This window comes from Paenibacillus oenotherae (assembly GCF_019443105.1).
GTDB classification, from domain to species: domain Bacteria; phylum Bacillota; class Bacilli; order Paenibacillales; family Paenibacillaceae; genus Paenibacillus_Z; species Paenibacillus_Z oenotherae.
Window position 1 is genome coordinate 69,623 of record NZ_JAHZIJ010000013.1, and the last position, 21,813, is coordinate 91,435.

At 49.4% G+C, this 21,813-nt stretch carries 11 protein-coding genes; 2 read left to right on the forward strand and 9 right to left on the reverse strand.

Annotated features, from left to right (window positions below):
- Nucleotides 1-66: 66 nt before the first annotated feature.
- The 9 genes from K0T92_RS17105 to K0T92_RS17145 all read right to left on the reverse strand — a co-directional run bounded on the left by K0T92_RS17105 (nt 67) and on the right by K0T92_RS17145 (nt 18,645).
- Nucleotides 67-3,474 carry a non-ribosomal peptide synthetase gene (locus tag K0T92_RS17105; RefSeq protein WP_219873688.1) on the reverse strand — a complete coding sequence of 1,136 codons (3,408 nt, stop codon included), beginning with the start codon at nt 3,472-3,474 and terminating at the stop codon, nt 67-69.
- Nucleotides 3,475-3,548: 74 nt separating this feature from the next.
- Nucleotides 3,549-4,613, reverse strand: coding sequence for a hypothetical protein (locus tag K0T92_RS17110; RefSeq protein WP_219873689.1), 1,065 nt, complete (start codon nt 4,611-4,613; stop codon nt 3,549-3,551).
- 21 nt (nt 4,614-4,634) lie between these two features.
- Complete coding sequence (locus K0T92_RS17115; RefSeq protein ID WP_219873690.1) at nt 4,635-8,522, reverse strand: non-ribosomal peptide synthetase; 3,888 nt, start codon at nt 8,520-8,522, stop codon at nt 4,635-4,637.
- Nucleotides 8,523-8,849: 327 nt separating this feature from the next.
- Nucleotides 8,850-10,097 (reverse strand): FAD-dependent oxidoreductase, encoded by a 1,248-nt coding sequence (locus tag K0T92_RS17120; RefSeq protein WP_219873691.1) that lies wholly within the window; start codon nt 10,095-10,097, stop codon nt 8,850-8,852.
- A gap of 143 nt (nt 10,098-10,240) precedes the next feature.
- On the reverse strand, nt 10,241-11,017 hold the full coding sequence (locus K0T92_RS17125; RefSeq protein ID WP_219873692.1) for an SDR family NAD(P)-dependent oxidoreductase: 777 nt from the start codon (nt 11,015-11,017) through the stop codon (nt 10,241-10,243).
- 201 nt (nt 11,018-11,218) lie between these two features.
- Entirely contained in the window at nt 11,219-12,229 is a 1,011-nt protein-coding gene (locus K0T92_RS17130) for a hypothetical protein (RefSeq protein WP_246628233.1), read from the reverse strand.
- A gap of 144 nt (nt 12,230-12,373) precedes the next feature.
- Nucleotides 12,374-13,657 (reverse strand): hypothetical protein, encoded by a 1,284-nt coding sequence (locus tag K0T92_RS17135; protein ID WP_219873693.1) that lies wholly within the window; start codon nt 13,655-13,657, stop codon nt 12,374-12,376.
- 166 nt (nt 13,658-13,823) lie between these two features.
- Entirely contained in the window at nt 13,824-14,363 is a 540-nt protein-coding gene (locus K0T92_RS17140) for a hypothetical protein (RefSeq protein WP_219873694.1), read from the reverse strand.
- 664 nt (nt 14,364-15,027) lie between these two features.
- On the reverse strand, nt 15,028-18,645 hold the full coding sequence (locus K0T92_RS17145; RefSeq protein WP_219873695.1) for a leucine-rich repeat protein: 3,618 nt from the start codon (nt 18,643-18,645) through the stop codon (nt 15,028-15,030).
- 213 nt (nt 18,646-18,858) lie between these two features.
- Here K0T92_RS17145 and K0T92_RS17150 point away from each other — a divergent pair, with 213 nt between their 5' ends.
- Both K0T92_RS17150 and K0T92_RS17155 read left to right on the forward strand, forming a co-directional pair.
- The gene (locus K0T92_RS17150) at nt 18,859-20,598 is read left to right on the forward strand and encodes a sensor histidine kinase (protein WP_219873696.1); all 1,740 of its coding nucleotides are present in this window, start codon (nt 18,859-18,861) and stop codon (nt 20,596-20,598) included.
- Nucleotides 20,595-21,728, forward strand: a complete 1,134-nt coding sequence (locus tag K0T92_RS17155) for a response regulator (protein ID WP_219873697.1) — start codon at nt 20,595-20,597, stop codon at nt 21,726-21,728. Before K0T92_RS17150 ends, K0T92_RS17155 begins: the two co-directional genes overlap by 4 nt.
- Nucleotides 21,729-21,813: the final 85 nt, after the last annotated feature.

Consider the following 21,813-nt stretch of genomic DNA (forward strand, 5'->3'; position numbering starts at 1 on the left):
ACATTCAGTGTCCCTTCACACCCCTATCCTGCTTTGTTTCATGAACCCATGTATGCTGCGCTAATTTCACGAATCCGCATCATCGCTGCGGGTCGTATAGCCGGCAAGCTCGCGAATCGTATAGCACTGCTGGAAGTCCTCAGGCGAGACGATCAATCCCTTGCTCTCCATCTCAATCTCCAGCTTTACAGCAAGCAGCGAATGCCCGCCCAGCTCAAAGAAGTTATCATTTACGCCGATCGTATCAAGCTCAAGCAGAGCCTTCCACATCTCCACCAATTCCGCTTCAATATCGTTCGCCGGCGGCTCGTAAGCTGCATCTGAGCGTACTTGAGATTGCGGCTGCGGCAGCGCCCCGCGATCTACTTTGCCGTTGGAGGTAACCGGAATTTGCGGAAGCCGGATGAAGAACGAGGGAATCATATAGGCAGGCAGCTCAGCGCTCATGTAGTCGCGCAGCGCACGCACCGGAATCTCCTCTTCGGCGGCGTAATAAGCGCTCAGCGCCTTCTGTCCTGAGCTATCCAGACAATCAATGACTACGCATTGCGAGACAGCAGGATGGGCAAGCAGCTTCGCTTGAATTTCTCCCAGCTCAATGCGGTAGCCGCGGATTTTGACCTGATGATCAACCCGTCCCAGAAATTCAATGTTGCCGTCCTCCATCCACTTCGCCAAATCTCCAGTCCGGTACATACGGGCATTGTTCTCCGCCGAGAACGGGTCCGGAAGGAAACGTTCCTTCGTCAGCGATTCCAGATGGTAGCCGCTGGCAAGACAATCGCCGCCGATGAACAGCTCACCCCGGGCTCCGATCGGACTTGGCTTCATATTCCGGTCCAGAATATAATATCTGGCATTGCGGATCGGCTTGCCGTAAGGAATGCTGACCCAATTCGGCTCCGTACCGCGCACCTCGTAGCAATTGGACCAGATGCAAGCCTCCGTTGCACCGCCGAGCGCCGCTACCCGCGCTCCTTGGAAGAGGCGCTGCATCGTATCCGGCAGCGTCAGCGGAATCCAATCCCCGCTCAGCATAACCAGGCGCAGCGGCGCGGGCTCTCCCTCATAACGCTCGAAGAAAGGAACGCTTTGGGCAAGCGCCGCAGGCGCTGAATCCCAGATTGTAATTCCGCTCTGAGCCAGCCGCTCCGGCCATGCCTCCGGACGCCGAACCTCTTCCTCTGAGACAATGTCGATACTTCCGCCAGCGGCGAACATCCCGAACATATCGAAGACGGACAGATCGAAGCAGATAGAAGTGATAAAGAACAACCGATCCTGCGCATTAACGCCAAAGGTGCCATTCACCCAGTCAATGACATTGACGACCGGACGATGGGATACGACGACGCCCTTAGGCGTGCCCGTCGAACCCGACGTGAATAATACATAAGCCGTACCGGAGGGATCAACAGCAGCCTTCACCGCTGATTTCTCTTCCTGATCCAGATGCCAGCCCGTTGAGAATGGCCGGGGCGGAAGCGATGAAGCAGCGGATTGTCCGGACTTGACCATGACCACATCATAGCGGTATCTCAGCTCATTTTTGAACCCCTTCTTGCGCCTTCTGATCTCCAGAGTCAGATCAGGGAACTGCCGCGCAAACCCATGGAAGAAGTCTTCATGGCAGTACAGATGGCCATCGAGGTTCGTTCTTGTTTTGTAGAAGGTGCCGTGATTGCGCTTGAACTCCTCCAGCGAGGCGCGGAAGTCTTCCTTCGACGCTTCATCGGGCACATCCGCTACGATGACAGCTCCTCCAGGGCGCACAAGCCGGACTGCTTCCCTCAATATCTTCTCAAGATAAAGATAGCCGCTAAAAAACTGTATCGTGCTCGGCAGCAGCACCGCATCGTAGCTTTCATCCGCCATGCCGGAGATCTCCTCGGCGAAGCCCGTTATTAGCCGAATCTTCTCCTTGCCGTCCCGCTCCACCGTCTCCTGATTGCGATTCTGAGTCACAGAAGACGGATCCAGGCCCGTATATTGCCGGAAAGATTCCGCCAGGTCGAACATGATGAGCCCGGAACCGCAGCCGATTTCGAGTGCCAGCTTGTCCGCCCCAGTGAAGGGACGCGCCAGGTCGATCACGTGCTGCTTGTATTCCTCTACTTCCTCTTCCGGCAAATAGATCCCCGTATAGGAGCTCACGAAGCCTCCAGCAGAGATATGATCCGTTGCGGCAGCTGACAGATCATCGAACATTTTGACGACAAGCCCGCGATCCGACTTCTCTCCGGCCGGCTCCTCACTGTCTTCATCCAGCAGCACAACCTGGCTCAGCAGCGGAGAACGCCACAGCAGATCAGCGACAGGAGCGAACACATCACGCATCGTGACAAGGCATGTCGCTCCCACTTCCTCCAGAACTGTCTCAACCCGCCGCTTCGGCCATGAGGCGTCCATCGGCACATAAGCTCCGCCTGCCTTGAGAATCCCGAGCAGCCCGATGATCATCTCGAAGGAGCGCTTGGCCAGAATGGCGACTCTGATCTCTGGTCCCACCCCAATCCGCTTCAACCTCCGTGCCAGCTGATTCGAGCGCTCATCAAGCTCTCTATAGGTGATCGTATTGCCTTGGCATACTGCCGCGACAGCCTCTGGCCTACGCGCAGCCTGCTCCACAAACAGCCCATGCAGCGTCTTCTCGCTGGGGTACGGCCCTTTCGTATCATTGAAAGCTTGTATGACCCGGTTCCACTCTACGGATTCCAGCATCTCAGCTTCAGAGATGGGCGAATCCGGAGCAGATAACAAGCTTTCCATAATACGATGCCAGTGAGCTGCGATGCGATGAGCCAGCTCATCGGAATAGCGGCTTCTGTTATAGCGGATTTCCAGTACGAAACCGGTTTCCTTTTCCTCAAAACGAAACTCAAAATCTGTCGCTGCCCCATCCAATGAGCGCGAAAATTGAAGACGGTTGAAGCTTACCGCAATGGGGATGTGGCAATGACCGCTTTCGATGCCGCCCCAGCCTCTGTCCAGCACCAACTGGGAGAACGGATAGTTCTGATGATCCAGAATATCGACCAGTGTGCTCTTGAGCCCGTTCAAGTACTCCCGGAATGTCTTCTCCCCTTGGGGCTCCGCCGGAAATACTAGCAATTGGTTCGTCTGGCCCGGCTGCTCGGCAAGCTCGAATACCGGCGTTACAAGCAGCACCTCCGTGCTGTGCGCGTACTTCTGTGCCGCCAATTGCACGCCGCTCAGCAGAATCAGGAACGCTGCATAATCCGATGTGCCCGACATGGCTTTAATGCCGCTGGACAGCTCGTCACTGCACGTCATGCGCCAATGGGCGAGTGAGCCCGAGGCAGCGCCTGTCTCCGCATCAATCCCTCTGCGATCCTCCGGGATCCGGGTCAGCTCACGCTCACCCTGAAGCAGCTCTGACCAGAACTCCTTCTCCTTGTCCAACTTCCCGCTTGCTAATATTTTTTGAATTTCCAATGCATCTATTGTCATCATGATCCTCCCTTGTATCCTGGTGTATGACTGTCAGCCTCGGCCTCTTTATGAAATACGCGGGCCGATGTGCCTAGCTATGCAATTGGACTCCCTTTCTCGTTTAGTGATGACAGCGACTGCTCATATTGCTCCAGCATCTCGCGGACAAGAGGAACCTCTTTCTCTCTAAGCTGTCCCATCCGCTCAATCATCTGCTCCAAATATTTGTTGTTGAAGCTGAGCAAATATTTGAGCATCAAATTCCTTGTTACAAGCGTGAACTGCTCCAGCTCCCGATAGCCATCCACAACGGCAGGGCTGAATTCGAAATGGCCGTTCTCCGCCATGTAAGTCAAACGTTTGCACATCATCCGCTTATGCTCCCAAATGATATGGAAGGGCCTATGATCAACGATTGTCCCTCCTTCTATATGTCTTCGGAGCAGATTCTGCAATTGGTCGTAGACGTCGAAGCCCCAGTAATAAGGACTGGTCCGGCGGTATGCGGAGGCCGCCATCCGTGTGTAATCGGATTGCTCGCAATCCAGCAAATCTCTCAACTGCTCCATCATCCACCGCAGGTTGAAGTCATAGCATCCCTTCGTTTCCTCGTTGAGCCGAAGCAGTCGTGTAAAGTTGGTATAGAGAAAATCGGAGGTTTCAAACCCTTTGAACGCCTCGTCAATGAGGTCATAAGGGAACCATGCGGTGGAATAGCTCTGATTGGAGAAGTAGCCGCTCATCTGGAACATCCGCTTCTCATCGTCATAGCCGTTAATCATGACGGCATGCGGATTCGTCCGGTTCTGATAAGCGACTGTGCCAGGTATGAAGAACTCGTCCACATAAGTCCAGACATAGAAGTTGCGGTCAATGGCGTCGCGAGCAAAGTCGATAAAGGAAGGCGAGTAATGCAGAATCGTATCTCTGGTAAGCCGCTGAGAGCCGTGGAAGCAAGGAATAAGATGCTCCTCGGCTGTCTGGGTATAGTAATCCATATCGCTGACATGGCCCCAGTCTCTCAGACAAATTTGAATATAGTTGCTGTACACCCATTTCATTGCATCCTCATCGGTATACATAACGGATAGCGCATAGGTAAAGTGCGTGTATGCAGTAATATCCGGCATTGCAATCGGCAAGATCTTGCTGGCACACATCCGGAATTCCTCCCTCATTCACTAGAATTGAAAATTCATGGCGCTCTTGGAAGCGGTTATCGGCCGGTATTCCTGAACAAGATCCAGCTCGCGGATAGGGATATCGGGATTGCCTGCCACCGTCTCCAGCAGCAGCTTGTAGTCGCCGGCAAGCTTCTCGATCGTTGATTCCCTGAATAATGCACTCGCATAGGTCGTCCACAGCAGCAGACCATCCCCGTTCTCCCAAGCCTGGAACACAAGGTCGAAGCGTGTCCATTCCTCCTTCAACGTATAGGGAATGAAGCGGATGCGGTCGGTCTCCGTGACCGACACCTCCAGATTTTGCAGGACGAACATCGTATCGAACAATGGATTGCGGGATGTATCATGCAGCTTCATCTGCCGCACAAGCTGTTCGAACGGATATTCCGCATGCTCGTAATCCTCCAGCATCCGGCGCTTCACTTCTGCTGTGAATGATCGGAAAGTCATCTCTTTGCGAGGCTGGTTGCGATGTGCCAACGTATGCACAAACATGCCTACCATATCCATCGCTTCAGGATGATCCCGCCCCGCATGCAGCGAACCGACCACCCAATCGTCCTTGCCCGTCACCTTGGAGAGCAGGACGTAATAAGCGGCAAGCATCGTCACATGCAGCGTGGCGTCACAGCTCTGCGCCAACGCCCGAATGGAATCAGCGAGAGTCTTGTCCCATTGATACGACAGCGTCTCTCCTTCGAACCGGCGAATTCGCGGCCGCGGATAATCTACCGGCAAATCTGCTGCTCCATCAAATGCCGAGAACCGCTGCTCCCAGAAAGCGCCGTGCTGCTCAGACGACTCGCGGGCGGCCAGCCATTCACTGTAATCCTTGTACTGGATCGCAAGCGGCGGCAGCTCCCGCTCCTCCAGCAGCGCAGTCAAATCGTTCATAAGCACAGCCAGCGACAGCCCGTCCGCAATAATGTGGTGGAGCTGCAGGAAAAGCATTCTTCGTCCATCCGTAATATCGACCAGAGCAGCCCGCAATAAAGGCGGCTCCTTCAGGTCGAAGGGACGGACAAGAAGCCGGGACAGGGAGGCGATATTCGCAGGCTCCTCTATCCGCTGTTCGAGATGGAAGGCGGCCTCGCCGTGCACGACCTGCACCGGTTCGCCGTTGTTCCAGCTGAACGAGGTGCGGAGCGGCTCATGACGTTGAATCAGCATGCGGAAGGCGGCTTCCAGCTCCTTGGCTTCCAGCTCACCCTCCAGCCAGAAGGCAAAGGGCAAAATATAGAGCGTACTGTCGTTTCTTCCGCTCTCGATCGTAAATACTCTCTGCTGTGCGGGCGACAAGCGGTAGCCCGTTTGCAACGGCGCAGGCGGAATCGGCTCGATTGCAGCCGCAATGCTCCGTTCACCGTCGATCCATGAAGCCATTTCCTCAAGCGTCGGATGATGGAACATCTTCTCCAGCGGCATATTGACGCCGAAAGTCCGATGCAGCATGGACGCCAGCTTCGCTGCTTTCATCGAGTGGCCGCCAATCTGGAAGAAATGATCGCCTCTGCCGATACTTCTGGCGCCAAGCAGGCCTTCCCACAGCTTCGCCAGCTCCAGCTCCGTTCCGCCTTGCGGCAGCTGATAATGGGGCCTGTCCATACGCGCAAGCACATCGCCTGCCGATGGCAGCGTCTTGAGATCCGGCTTCCCGTTCGGAGTCAAAGGGATTACTTCTAGCCTGGCCCAATACGTCGGCACCATATGGCCTGGCAGCGCCGCTGTCAGCGCATCTCTCAATTCCGAAGGAGGGAGTTCTTCTCCACCCTCGATCACATAATAGGCAAACAGCGCCGGCTCTCCGCCCTCGTCCGGCTTCACAGCAACAACGGCATCCTTCACGCGGGGCTGATTGATGAGAACATGGCGAACCTCGTCTGTCTCAATGCGATATCCGCGAATTTTCACCTGATGGTCAATGCGCCCGAGAAACGCTATATTGCCATCCCCTGTCCACCGTGCAAGATCGCCTGTGCGATAAACTCTTGTGCCGCCTATGGGCAGTGCAACGAACCGTTCATCCGTCAGCTCCGGCTTGTTCCAATAGCCCCGGGCCAAACCAGCTCCGGCCACGCACAGCTCCCCGGCAACACCCGCAGGCAGCGGCTGCAACGCCTCATTGACGATCCAGACCTGCATATTGGGCAGCGGCTTGCCGATCGGAATGATCGAAGATGCCGGCTGCTGCTCCAACGAGCTGTTCCATGCCGTAGCGCATACCGTTGTTTCAGTTGGGCCGTACGCGTTTATATAGGTGGTGTGCGTCTGCCATTGCTGAAGCAGGGTGAGATTGGATTCCGAGCCTGCCGTTATAAGCATCCGCAGCGAGGCGCAACCTTCCGGCTCCAAATAAACAGCATACGTTGGCGGCAAAGTAGCTACCGTTACTTCATGCTCCCGCATCCATCGCTGGAAGCGGCTCATATCGCCGATCATATCCGGTGTAGCAATATGAAGCTCGGCGCCAAGAAGCAAAGCCATCGCCGTCTCCCAGATCGACGCATCGAAGGAGGAGCTGGCGAATTGAACAATTCGATCCTGCGGCGTAATTCCCAGCTCCTGCTGGAAGTAAGCCTGCAGATTGGCAAGACCGCGATGCTCGACCATAACCCCTTTGGGAAAACCTGTCGAGCCTGAAGTATATAACAGATACGCCAAGTCATCGGAAGCGGCGAGCGGCAGCTCCTCCGCTCCGGAGGTGTCGGCAAGCTCCTCTTCCCACTGGTCGACATCAACGGCCAAGCCCCGGAAGCTCTCGGCACATGAGCGCTGGCCGCTATAGATCAACGCTGCCGCCTGGCTGTCCTGCAGCATGTATTCAATTCGTGAAAGCGGATAGTCAGGATCGACAGGAATGTAAGTACATCCTGCTTTGAGCACGCCTATGAAGGCTGCAATCCACTCCGTTGAACGATCCAGCATGACCGCTATCCGATCGCCCTGCCTGGCCCCTCTTCCAAGCAGCAATCGCGCGATACTGTCAGAGCGAGCATCCAGCTCTCTATAGGTTAGGCGGCCTGTTTCCGTTACAACAGCCAGCCCATCCGGCAGCCGGGCGGCAATACGCTGAAAGCCGCTATGAAACGTTCCATTCGTTTCATAGGGCATCGAGGTGTCGTTCCAAATCCATTGTCTTGCTATTTCTTCAGGGGAGCGCAATTCTACTTCCGTAAGAAGGAGATCCGTATCAAGTGAAGCTTGCTCAAGCACGATTAAAAAACTATCTGAAAGCGCTTGCATTATGAGATGGCTGTATAGTTCCGCGTTAAAATCGATTATACACCTCCATGCGCCTTGCTCCGTGTCTTGAATGCTGACTATGATATCCGATTCGTCTCTCTCTTCAGACGATAGTATTAATTCCCTCCCATGCAGCGGTTCATAAATAAAAATAAAAGAATTATAGCCCTTTGGATAAATCGGTTGATCCGATTCCTGGCCACGATGCCACTGATGCTTGTACCCTTCCTGCACCGTTTCGTGCACCATCTTCATCATTTGCTTGAATGCAGCTCCGTGCTCTGGACGCCTGGTGCGAATTGGTATTGTTCGCCGTCCCTGCATTCCATCATCGCTTTCAGGCAGATCAGGCACAGCCAATGCTATATCCTGCAGCGAAGGCGTCATTGCGTACAGTACCGCCTTCATCACTGACAATAAACATATAAAGCGCAAATCTGCGCGTTCCTTGCAGTATCGATCCATCCGCTCAGCGATCTGCTCCCGAATCGAAAACGCGATCCTGTCCTTTCCCTTGCCGCTTGCTCTTCCTAACTCGTCTGGCTGGATAGGGGGCACGCTCGCCCAGTCGCTCATTTTTCTCGACCAATATCTTTCCGCGTCCCAGTTGACTGTTCGCTCATTCAAGGTACGAGAATCCATCAAAGTATCATCTCCCTATCATACGGAGTTTTACACATTTGCAATTTATCAGCCAGGTAAGTTGCCTCCCACGATTCGCTAAGATTCGATACTTGAAACCAATTTTAAACAGATTTTATTCACCCCTATATTACCGAACAAATTGAGATTCGGTCAATAACGTTTTTGCGGCTGCCGCCCGCTTCCTATTAATATGTAAAATCAAGGTTTATACGCCAAATATCTTACATGCCACATTAATTGCCAATGATAACAAAAAAGCCCTGAATACTGCAGAAACAGCAGTGTTCAGCGCTTCGAATTTTCGCGTTTTTTTGCGTATATTTGCTATATTTGCCCCTGCATGAGACGGGAGATTACAGCCTCCAGATCCTCGGGTTCCTTCGAATAATTGTACAGTCCAAGGAAGGCCGCAGTCGCTTCCCCGCTGCTGCCGATCAGCCTGTTGACAGCCGACTGCTCCTCTGTCGTCGGAACATTCTTCGTGAACTGGCAGGCCATCTGGAACCTCGCCATCATCTTCGACTCCATCTCCTGCTCATACGACCCCGCCATCTCCTCCCAGCCGGATTCCCAATGCGGGGTCGCTGAGAGAATGCGAGTCAGCACCCGGCTGCCGTAGATTGCGTCATGCAAGCCCTGTCCGACAGCCGGATCTTTGAACGAAAGCGCATCTCCAAGCAGTGCCCATCCCTTGCCCATCCCCTGGTGCCAATCATTATCGTAGCCCAGCAAGCCCCTGATCGGAAGTGCGACACGCGACTGCTGCAGCCGCTGCGGGAAGGAGCTGCGGGTAGTTGCAAAGTGAATATCGACGAAGCTGCGCAGCGCCGTTTCGGGATCGATTGTGAAACGGTTCCTCCATTGATGATTGTCCAGCGGAAACATGACGCCTACTACAAACAGATCATCGCTGGTTGGAAAAATAATAGCGAGATTCTCCCCGATTTTGTAAAATTCCACACAACGCTCGCCTTCCTGACGATAGTCCGCCACATAGGCAACATAGGATGCATAATCCGTTGGCACGCACATTTTCTGTTCACTTCCAACAAGGCTGCGAATGGCGGAATGCCGCCCATCAGCCCCGACGACGAGACGGGCCGTGAACCGCTCTGTTCTTCCGTCTCTGAAGCAGCCGACAACTCCGGCAACGGCATCCCCTTCCATAATGACATCCGTCACACGGAATCCTTCAATCCCGGTTACTCCTTCCTGCTCGCAAGCATGCTGGAACAAGATGTGATCCAGATGCGTCCGCCTGATGCACAAGCAGTCCTTCTCGCCGGTTGCCTCCGGATATTCCCCGTCAATAATGCTCTCATCAAATTGGATATGAGCGCGTCTGTAGGTCGGTGTTCCTGTTCCCAGCAAACGGTCCAGAACGCCCATCTCTCTTAGCATAGCTAGTGAATTATTAAAAAAATTATGCGTCGACAAAATGTCGCTCGGGAAGCTCCCTTTGTCCAGCAGAAGCACGCTCAGTCCTGCCTTCGAGCACTCATACGCCAGTGACGATCCGGCAACTCTTGCTCCCACAATAATGACATCGTAGTCAGTCGTAGTCCGTTCCACAAAATCCCTCCTGCTTATAGTCGGTTTCTACTCCCATAGTACGATTCTTCTTCGTCATATGACCAGTTACCACAGTCACTGAGACAGGTCATCCTTTGCCAGCGGGATAGAATTCGAAGCGATGCAAGCCGCCTAATGCGGCTTTAAGTCAAGGCTGCCCCCTCCTTCGGAAACGCCTGCAGATCCGTCACGACGCCCCCTTGGGGAAAAGCATCGCTGAACAGCAGCTCCACCAGCTTCCCTGCTGCAGCTCCCGGTGTTGCGAGCATGCCGCTTTCCTTCGCGCCGATGAACAGGCCCGCGCTTTCGAATTCACTTATCGGCTGGTTCCGCACTTCTGCCTGCAATTCCGTCTCGATCATGCCGGGCCAGACGGATGCAATCCGCAGCGGATAGGGCTTATTCTGCTGTTCCATGCCCATAACCTTCGAGAACACATCCAGCCCCGCCTTCGCAGTGCTGTAACAGCTCATACCGGGCAGCAATACTGCCGCCGAAGCAGACGATATGTTCAGAATCCGCTTGTCGCCGGTATATGAATCCGTGTGCCTGGCGAATAGCGCGGACAGCACCATCGGGGCCGTCAGGTTGACCCCCATATGATAGGCGATCTCCTCCGGCATGCAGCTGCCTGCGTCACGCAGCGGCTGAAGCATAGCCGCATTATTCACAAGATAGATGCCATCGCTGCGCTCGGCAGGCTGTATACGTTCAAACACCTTTGCCAGCATGCCACTTAAACCAGCCGTATCCCCCAGGTCTGCTTCAATCCCGACATAACCGGCATATTGATTCAGGGAGCTGCTGCTCCCCCGAGCTATGCCAATAATCCGATGTCCCATATCCAGCAGCAGACATGCTGCCGCTTCGCCAATGCCTCTTGATACTCCGGTTATGATCACCGTTTTCATATTATTCATTTCTCCTCCTTGTGCTGATACTTGCTTGACTTTGCCGGGCTTCCAGGCAGGCTGTCTCCTCCCATTCGCCCGGAATGTACCTGCAAAAAGAGAAAGGGCTGCCCCATAGTAGTTAACACTACTTTCTAGGACAGCCCTTGAAATCCCTTTAATTGGGTATAAATGAATGATGTATCATCATTGGGTGAGTATTGGGCGGCATTAAGCAAAGCGATAATAGATTAATAAAAATAGCGATAGCGCAAACAAGAAATTAAGCGAAATGAAGATCATCTGGTCTAGTTTTCTTTTATGCATTTCTACCGGCGGTTTGTAGAAGCTCACGCCCTCGATAATAAAAATGATGAGAACGATATGAATCATAAAGTGGCCAACCAGCTCCGTCATACCGAACAGCATCGTTGTCGATATGAATATTCCCGTTAACACAATCGAAAGCAAGCGATTCAGAATACCGACCACAAGCAAGTAGCCGACAACAAATTCAATGAATGCAGCCATAACTACGAATGCGGCTGGAGCAAACCCGAATGTCGGGACACCATGATTCTCAATAATATCCAGCGCCATCGTTGGAAAGACCCATTTTTCCACTGCGACCCAACAGAGTGAAAGACCGGTTGCCAGGTAGAGGAATGGCATTCCCCAGTTTTGAACCTTTGTTTTTTCCAGCAGCAGCGCTACGATAATCGCCAAATAAAAGCCGTAATCCAGCATGTGGAACAGCCCTACAGCGAGCAGCAGCTTAACGAGCAGCCATAAAGTGACCAGCGCCCCTGCTTTCGTTGCCCAGTGATGTGGAATAAGCAGCAGGATGATCGCTGACCATAATAGAATGCTCTCCAGCTGTGAGGAAATCTCGAATTCCGGCACAAAAAGCGACCCGGAAACAACCTGAATCAGCAATGCCGCGGCCAGGCCATACTTCAATATTAGTATGGAATAGCGACGCATTTGATCCAGCTTGTTATCAACCTTCAGCATTAATTTCCATTTGGAAAGGAGGGGCAGTACCTGTGTCAATACTGCGAGCAGCACTGCAACGAAGAGCGCAATACCCATGAATAAAGGAGACAAGATGCCTATAATCGTTTCTTTCTCCGGCACCACGTCCGTAAACCACTTTACATGCGCGTCTGCTACAGCAGCACCGGAACAAAACAAAATAAGAACTGCGAGTGAAATTACGATTCCCTTATTAACAAGTATCATCCTCTCATATGTATTCCATTTATTATAACATGAACAATGGATGAATCCGTTGTTTCAAGCATGAATCGTATGAGTTGATGGTAATAAATACACGTATTAGGACAAGAATAAACATAAATAATAAGGGAATTCCATGAATTTCAACTAACCATAATAGCTTTGAATACCCAATTGGTCACAAATTTCTTTAAAGGATTTTCTCACGCGCTCATCATTTGCATAGAATGCTTTTCTGATATTATTTGTAAATGATCCTAAGGGTACAATTCGTAATACCCGGTTTAAATGGTCAACAAACTCTGCATCCATCTCCACGTTGATCAAATAAAACGGTAGTAACTTCTCATGTCTATACCATGACATGCGGTTGCTATAACCAGAACTTTCAGCAAGTAAATACTTCCTATACGCCTCAAAATATCCATACTTATGAAGTAATGCAACAAAATCCTCAGAAAGATCATCAGCTAACCAATCCAAAATACGACTTCTAGTCCAGTTATTCCAAAAATCATCCCATTCAGAAGGGGGGATTTTATTGTTTGCAAATAGCCAGTGTGTAATCTGGTACAGATTGATCGCATACTCTTCATACACAGTCAACATTGGCAGATGCTGATTCCAAAATTTGCGTAAGGTAGATTCCTCTGCAGAAAAATAACGTAGTAATTCTGGAAAGACGAATATAAACGTTTCAAATTCGCCCATATGGTTTTTAAGGTAGTCCAAAAAATTTTCTCTTGTTCTAGCATCGTGGCTATTAGCAAGTGCAAGCCAGAACTTCTTAACATAATCTTTCGATCTAAGATGTAACGGAAGCGCTTGGGATAATCTCGTGAAGAGCTCATCGTATTGATCATCATGGACAACACTGGTGATTCTGTTAAGCAGCTCCGAAAAGTCAGATGTGGGATCGTTTTCTACTGGATTAAAATGCGATTTGGCTTGCTGAACGAAAGCTTCGATTCCACTATTAACCATGAATTTTCCTGAATGATTCTGTATAAACATCCACAAGCATTCGACACTCGGATAACTAATATGATCCTTGGCATGAACACAAGCGTTGCGCTTATCTTTCCAAAATACGGCTTCTTTGCGGACATCCTTTGATATCATAAATATATTTTTTTCTGTCTTACTATTGTCTACGGCAATCAATCTGTTTACCTCAGAATCCCAGTCTGTAGGCGTTCTTAGCTTTTGAAGAGTTCCCGTCCATGCCGATGGATCAGGCATCAGGTTCGAGCTTGGAGGGTCGGATACTAACAATCGCTCTCGGATCATCGTTTGAAATCCAAGATAAGATAACATAAAAGCCCCTCTGTATGCGGCAACTTTGAAGCAAACGATAGCCTCGTTAAAAAATTCCCGCGCTTTTTCATGCATACCTTGCCCTTCTATCCATTTCTCAAATTCCAACTTCACTACTATCCCTCTCCTTCGTAAACTCATACTATTAACTATAAATTTTAATCCAATTAATAACATGGTAAAAGTATTACGAATGTTATTAGATTGCTGGATAATCTTTGACATGCATAGAAAAAAGGCTTCTCACAACGTTCAAATTCGAACCCGTGAGAAGCCAAATTTATTCAAGTATTCGAACTGAATTATCCTCCGACTCATCTCTAATCTCTATCAGTTCAGCAGTATTATTTACTTCAGTGGCTTCATACCATATTTGATAATTCTTTATTTTGATTGTTGCCGTTCCTTTACTATATTTAAATTTATTTTCTCCAGTGTCCAGCACAATAGGCACAATCGACTGTTGTTTCATTACAGGAATATTATTTCTGGATTCTTCATCAATCAAAAAGAAGGTGTTATCACTCCAAAAATCATTCCCGCAATCCTGAGTGTCTACGTTGCATGGAGGCAGATATTCATATGACCCTGTTATTTCTACTTCTCCATCGAACATAATACTTCCCGCTAGATCACCTTCGAAATTGTTGATTGAAATTTCTTTTATGGTAAAGCCATTGATCTTATCCCCAATTTTTTTGGTTGTTGGATCAAAATTATAATAGTTTGCTTCTGAATTATTGATTCTCAAATCTTTATTGTTTGGAATAGATACACATCCACAAATTAAAATTATTAATAATGATCTTTGAACACCCACAAATCTACCCGCTTCCCCATAAACTTCGCATAGATTTTCAATACTATCTATATCAGCAAGCTTCGCAAACAATTCAATACATTAAACATTCGTCAATTGGATAAAATATCCTGCTAGTAAGTTAACTTTCTGTACAAGCTGATGCCACAACTCGGGACGTCTACGCGCATGTGACCAAGCCGAAAAAGAAAGAGCCCGCCCACACGTTCGGTGAACTCATGAGTAGCCTCTGATTTTTTCTGCCGACGGCACCTATTTGGCACCTTGTGGGCATCCTGTCAGATGCATCTTGTCGGAGACCCTTCATCTATATTCTCAATGTGATGCCCCTCTAATCTCAAAATAAGCGGCGGCTTTGTTACGGCGTGCTAGGAGGTGTTAATGAATCTATGTGGCGCGGATTTTCGCGATCTTTGTGTTAAGAGGCGCTGTTGCGGGATATTGAACGTTAGTCGCATCGTACATAATTGGTACACGGGTGAATGCGATTTATGTGCGCCGCGGCGTTCAAGCATATGAAGCAGAATTAGCAGAATGCCAATAACACTGGCTCCATCGTCGTATATTGGAATAAGCGTAATTCTACAAAAGACACCTTAGAGCGATTTCCATCACTCTAAGGTGCCTTCATTTTACACAATGTTGGCAGGTCACAACGCCATTGTCAATCCAAGAATTCGATCATAACCATTAATCGGTGCAGCATGACTGCTGCTTGTGCACGTGTTGCCGATGCATCCGGCGCTAACCGTTCTGTACTCATTCCTTGAATGAGTTTACTAGCGACTGCTTCCGACATCGCAGCTCGAGCCCAAGCTGACACTTCCGAAGCATCAGTAAACGAAGTGAGCGAATTGGGGATCTGCTCGATAGAATTGAATTCCTCTTTCACGAGTGCATGCGCATTCATGAGCATTAATGCGATTTGCTCCCGCGTAATCTGTGCCTCCGGTGCAAAATGTGTTGAACTGATCCCATTCACTAATCCAGCCCTGAAGGCTGCTTCAACTTCGGTGGAATACCAAGAAGTGATAGCTACATCCTTGAATACATCTCCCGCACCAGTACGATCAGTCTTAATCCCCAGTGCACGCACCAGTAATGATGTAAATTCAGCACGAGTAATGTTGCGATTCGGTGCATAGTCATTGATCGTTATCCCTCTTACAATTCGTTTGGATCCTAGTTTCTCAACCTCGGATTCCGCCCAATGTCCTTGCATGTCAGCGAATTCGATCCGATCCGTTTCCACTACCGCATAGATACTATTATGCGGCATCTGTATGACTGCATCTTGTTGACCATTGCTTCGGCGAGCCATAGCCGCTGGTACATACGTAAATGTTCGACCATCTGGGTCGTATAGGACGGCCATGTAATTTCGATTGGCGAATTGTTCGTCCAGAACGATCGCCTTGGTCATATACGTGCCGCCAAAATCGGTTATCTCAAACCATTCATCGCCACCTGATACAAACAATTGAAATTCAATCACTTGGCTGAGCAATGTCATCCCTTGCTCGTCCGCAGCTAGTATGAAATCTTCCTTAGTCTCGCCAGTTAAGGCTGAGATTTTAATAATCACATTCAATTCGTCAACAGCAATACCTAATCGTGTGGCCAGTTGTTCTAAATCCAGTACATTTACTTTCAATTGAAAACTGGATCCGTTCAGTTGCATGTCGAACTCGACATTCGGATTAATAGCCCACAATTCTGCCAGCCGTTTACCCGGTAGATGCAATTCTACATCGGGCAGATGGTCATCAATGACGACTCGTATCACAGGACGATCATCATCCAGTAGCTTGGGAATTTCATCCCACACAACATCAGGCAGATTCACAACTTCTTTAACCCCGCCGTTGTCCTTCGGCAGCTCCTTAATATCTCGTGGAGCCACCTCTATAATGATGACGCCAGGACCAATCGATATAATTGTACGAGGATCGGAATCTTCAGGCGAGTCCGGCGGTGTAGAGTTACCTGAAGATGTACTTCGTACAATGTTGCTGATTGTGATCGTTTCGACCGCTTCATTGCCGGCATTATCTCTTGCATAGACGGTATAAGTTCCATTCGCTGTTACCATAAATTTATTTCCTACAATGGCTTCCCCGCCAGTTGTGAAGAACGCTGTTCCTTCATTGCCTGCTGCCCATTTCAACACGCTGATTCCACTATCGGCATAGGTAGCCACGGTTACAGTGACATTCCCATTCGTCGAAATTGTTGGACTCGCTGTCAAATCGATCGTGGGTACGTTGCGGTCAATGTTGCTGATTGCGATCGTTTCGACCGCTTCATTGCCGGCATTATCCCTTGCATAGACGGTATACGTTCCGTTAGCAGTTGCGTCGAACGAGCCGCCTGTGAGCACCTGTCCGCCTGTTACGAAGAACGCGGCAACCTGGCTGCCTAAAGCCCATTTCACGCTGTCAATGGCGCTACCCGTACCATCCGTACCGACTGTTACCGTAACATTCCCATTCGTCGGTGTTATCGGGTTAGCTGTCAGGTTAATCGTGGGTCCGACGCGATCAATGTTCGTCACATCGATTGTCTTAACCGCTTCGTTGCCTGCCTCGTCTCGCGCATATACGGTATACATTCCGTTAGCAGTTGCGTCGAACGAGCCGCCTGTGAGCACCTGTCCTCCCGTTGCGAAGAACGCGGCAACTTGGCTGCCTGCAGCCCATTTCACGCTGTCAATGGCGCTGCCCGTACCATCCGTGCCGACTGTTACGGTAACATTCCCATTCGTCGGTGTTGTCGGGTTAGCTGTCAAATCAATAGATGGGCTAGTATGATCAACCTTAAATACTACTGTATATTGTTCTGTAGAGTTGTCTGGAGCTTCCACATCCAACGTAATTGTCACCGTGCCTTCGGCAAGTCCGATGGATGGAGAGTCTGACCCGTACGGCACCAGCGCATGATTGACTTGCACTTCCGAGAACGGGACAACAGGAGTTGGCGTCACGATGACGGCATTCGCATTTGTCGTCAGGTTGAAGGTGCGTTCCGCCGGATTGAATGTCAACCCGGGTATGTTAAGTTCCAGGTCTGCGAGCTCTGCCGTGATTTGCTGGAAATGGAGACCGTTGGTCGATGCGAAAGTCTGTGAAGTCGATGAACCTTCACTATATAGTGTCAAGCTGGATGAGCTGCCATTAAAGATATTGTTGTGATTAAATGTAACAGCCGGATTAAGGACCAAAACATCCGAAAGTTGAGGATTGTTAATAAACGCCCCTTGACCGATCGTCGTCACGCTATCCGGAATCGTCAGCAAGGCCAGTTGATTCTCCCTAAAAGCATCAACTCCGATCGTAACAAGACCGTCAAGGAGGGTCAAACTAGTCAATTTGTTTTCTAGAAATGCTCCTTGCTCGATCGTCGTCACGCTATCCGGAATCGTTAACGAGGTCAGTTGATTGTCCCTAAAAGCATCAACTCCGATCGTAACAAGACCGTCAAGGAGGGTCAAACTAGTCAATTTGTTTCCTTGAAAAGCTCCGATTCCGAATGACGTCACGCTATTCGGAATCGTTAACGAGGTCAGTTGATTGTTCTTGAAAGCGTCCCTTCCGATCACCATGAGGTTGTCAGGGAGCGTCAAACTAGTCAGTTTGTTTGATCCAAACGCCCCTTGCTCGATCGTCGTCACGCTATCCGGAATCGTTAACGAGGTCAGTTGATTGTCCCTAAAAGCATCAGCTCCGATCGTAACAAGACCGTCAAGGAGGGTCAAACTAGTCAATTCATTTTCTAGAAACGCCCCTTGCTCGATCGTCGTTACGTTATCCGGAATCACCAGCGATTCCAGTTGATTGCCCCTGAAAGCATCAACTCCGATCGTTGTGAGGCTGCTAGGGAGGGTCAAACTAGTCAGATTGTTGTCTAGAAACGCCCCTTGCTCGATCGTCGTCACGTTATCTGGAATCGTCAACGAGGCCAGTTGATTGCCCCTGAAAGCATCAACTCCGATCGTTGTGAGGCTGCTAGGGAGGGTCAAACTAGTCAGATTGTTGTCTAGAAACGCCCCTTGCCCGATCGTCGTCACGCTATTCGGAATCGTCAGAGAAGGAAGTTGTTTAGTCTTGAAGACATCCTCACCGATCTCGACCACGATTAATCCGCTGCCCACAAGATCAGGTATGACGACATCCACTCCATTAGCTCCCGTGTAGTCTGTGATTTTAGCGGTGCCACCGCCCAGGTCCTCATACTCAAAAACTCCATGCACTGCAGCTTGTACAGTTGATACTGGAAACGACATGACACTTCCTAACAATAGCAATATTGACAGTGCAGTAAGTCCTGTTTTACGTGAAAAACCTCGCAACATCATGAATTCCAACCTTTCATATCTGCATTTATAATAACTACGTAGCAATTAGTGTTCATCCTAGCATACTGCTATGATAAAATTATGATAGAATCCAATTACAACATCCAATTCTCTAACTCCAAAGGAGTAACTCACCTATATATGGATGATTTATGGTCACTACCCTCAATCACAATCATACTTTCGGCCATTCTAATGTGCATCATGCTGATGTATGCGATCATGTACCGCCAAGAACGAGGTGTGCGATATTTCGTATGGGTATTAGGTTGCCGAGTCGTTTATGCCGGAAGTGTGATTCTCGAGATCAGTCGCGCAGACTTGCAATCCAAGCTTTTTTTTCGGAATATAGAGCAAACAACACTTTTATTCATGGTGCCATTGATGGTGCTTTTTGTCCTGGATCTGGTCGGCAAGGACAGGTGGTTGAGGCTGCGATGGAGCTTCTCTCTCCTTGCCTTATTCGCTTGCTGGGCCGTTGTGATCTGGGCAGACCCTTATTGGCATATCATTAATAGAACGCAAAACTTGATTAATGGACACTTGGTCATGACTAAAACCCCGTACGCATTAGCTTTCAACCTATTGTGCTATACCATTATTGCGGGCTGTATATTCGTTCTGATCCGTTACATACGAAATTCGCGTCCTGAATTCCGCATAGCAGGCATGTGGCTTCTGCTGTTCGGCAGCATTCCATTGTTGGTGGAAATGATGAAGTTATTCATGCCCACTCTCTCTCCGTGGCTCCTGCCTCTCTCTGTGTATAGCGGAATTTGCGGCATGATCATGTTCTGGATTATTGTGCGGAAGAAGCTTTTTTCAAGTGTTCCCATGGCGAGGAACATCGTTGTAGAAACGATGCGTGAGGGAATGCTCATCATGAATACGACTGGCAAGATTATTGATAGCAATAAATTAGCACGCTTACTGTTAGAGGATGACAACAACCGACCCATTCTAGGCCGTAGTTACAGGGACATACTTACAGCTTGGCCCCAGTGGCAGTCCGCATGCGCGAACATGGAAGATTGTCGAATCGAGATCAGCACCCGTACAGGACATGAGAAGAAATCATACATCGTGAATGTCTATCCATTCTTCACCCAGCGACAACGCAAGCTAGGGACCATCTCGGTCATTATCGATATTACGGAAAAGCAACAAGCGCTGGAGCAGATTGCCCACCTTAACCAGATGAAGGATCAGCTCTTCACAGCCGTATCCCATGACATTCGTAACCCATTAGCTGTTCAAATCAACTTGTTGGAGTTGCTGGAGCAAGAGCAAGGGCCGTCCAACCAAGCTGACAACGAGATTCTTCATGCATTAGGCGAACAAATTCGCAACACCAATACGATTGTCGAGAATCTCATGGAATGGTTTCGCGGTCAGAAGGAAGGCATCGTGCTGCATCCTGAATCCTATCTCCTATCCGCTATTGTTGAAGAAGCGTGTCGGTTACTCTTGCAAAATATTAAGGTGAAGCAGCTGACTCTGCACGTCCTTATAGATGAAGACATTCGTGTTTACGTCGATCGTGAAGCGCTTATTCTGGTGATTCGCAATCTTCTATCCAATGCGATTAAGTATTCTAATCAAGGTGGCGTGATCCGACTAAGTGCCAGAACTACCGAGAGCAGAGTCGAAATCTCTGTTACAGATACTGGTGTGGGGATGAGTGAAGAACAAATTCGCAATGTGTTCGATGAAAACCGGTTTGATTCCACTGTAGGTACAGCTGGTGAGAAGGGAACCGGTTTAGGATTACTCGTAAGCCGGCAATTTCTACACATGTGCGGCGGATGTCTCAAGGTGCATAGTAAACCAGGAAGCGGAAGCAACTTTACTATCGTTCTAGAGGATGGGGATTTGCGATGAGGGTTATTGTAATTGATGATGAGAAAGCCATGCACATCGTGATGAATCGCTTACTATCCGAGATAAGTCGCGTAGAAGTAGTTGGTTGCTATCAGAATGCCGCTGAGGCGCTTGAACAGATACGGCGAGAAGCCATTGATCTAGTATTCATAGATATTATGATTGGGCAGGATCACGGGTTAGAGGTCGCCCGTCAACTCCGTTCCACGCACAGCGAGGTAGACATCGTATTCGTCACCTCACACAAGGAATATGCGATTGATTCATTCGACAGCTATCCCCTCGATTATATGATTAAGCCGGTTTCGAAATCACGTCTGGAACAGACGATCGTACGAGCCGCGGCAAGAATCAGAGACAAGTCAACGATTGCGGGCGGCCCCACCGGAAAGCTAATGGTGCGAGCCTTCGGAGGGTTCGAAGTAAGGAGTGAGCAAGTTGGACTTGCCAAATGGATCTCGAAGAAAAGTATGGAGCTGTTTGCTTACCTGCTAATACACAGAGGTCGCCCAGTATCCAAAAGCCGGATCATCGAACATATTTACTCAGACATGCCACAGAAGAATGCTGCAACCTATGTTAATACGAATGTGTACCAACTTCGTAAAACCCTGCATGCTCTTGGGCATAAGAACATCATTGTCCATTCTCAAGAACAATACTGGCTGATTCTCGATCATATCGAGATCGATTTCGTTCAATTCGAAGATCAGATGTCTCAGTTCACTACAATGGATTCCGATCATATTGAGAAGGCATTTGCATGCGAGGAACTGTATACCGGTGAATTATTTGAGGACCGATCCTATGAATGGTCGATTAGCGAGCAAATCCGTTTGCACAAATTATATTCCCAATTCACCAAACAGCTGAGTCGGTGTCTGCTAACACATCGAAGAGCTGAGCAAGCAACCCTCTTAATCAAGAGGCTGCTTCTAAGCGATGAATGGGACGAGGAAGCGAACCTGTTACTGCTTCAGGCTTATAGAGAATTGAAGGATCATGTATCATTTACGCAACATTTTGCGCATATATCAAACCTGTATCAGCATGAATTATCCGTCCCCCTTCCCGTTGAATTCTCGGAGATGTATGAACACTTCATAAATAAATGCAAAAAGACACCTTAGAGCAATTTTCACTCTAAGGTGTCTTCTGTTTACACAATGTGGGCAATAATCGGTTTCCCTCAAGGAAACCCTTTATAACAGGCTT

What these genes read in the sequence shown, in the direction of transcription:
- K0T92_RS17130 (WP_246628233.1), bottom strand. Translation starts at nt 12,229, where the DNA reads ATGATACTTGTTAATAAGGGAATCGTAATTTCACTCGCAGTTCTTATT.
- K0T92_RS17105 (WP_219873688.1), bottom strand. Translation starts at nt 3,474, where the DNA reads ATGATGACAATAGATGCATTGGAAATTCAAAAAATATTAGCAAGCGGG.
- K0T92_RS17125 (WP_219873692.1), bottom strand. Translation starts at nt 11,017, where the DNA reads ATGAATAATATGAAAACGGTGATCATAACCGGAGTATCAAGAGGCATT.
- K0T92_RS17145 (WP_219873695.1), bottom strand. Translation starts at nt 18,645, where the DNA reads ATGTCGTTTCCAGTATCAACTGTACAAGCTGCAGTGCATGGAGTTTTT.
- K0T92_RS17115 (WP_219873690.1), bottom strand. Translation starts at nt 8,522, where the DNA reads ATGGATTCTCGTACCTTGAATGAGCGAACAGTCAACTGGGACGCGGAA.
- K0T92_RS17150 (WP_219873696.1), top strand. Translation starts at nt 18,859, where the DNA reads ATGGATGATTTATGGTCACTACCCTCAATCACAATCATACTTTCGGCC.
- K0T92_RS17110 (WP_219873689.1), bottom strand. Translation starts at nt 4,613, where the DNA reads ATGTGTGCCAGCAAGATCTTGCCGATTGCAATGCCGGATATTACTGCA.
- K0T92_RS17155 (WP_219873697.1), top strand. Translation starts at nt 20,595, where the DNA reads ATGAGGGTTATTGTAATTGATGATGAGAAAGCCATGCACATCGTGATG.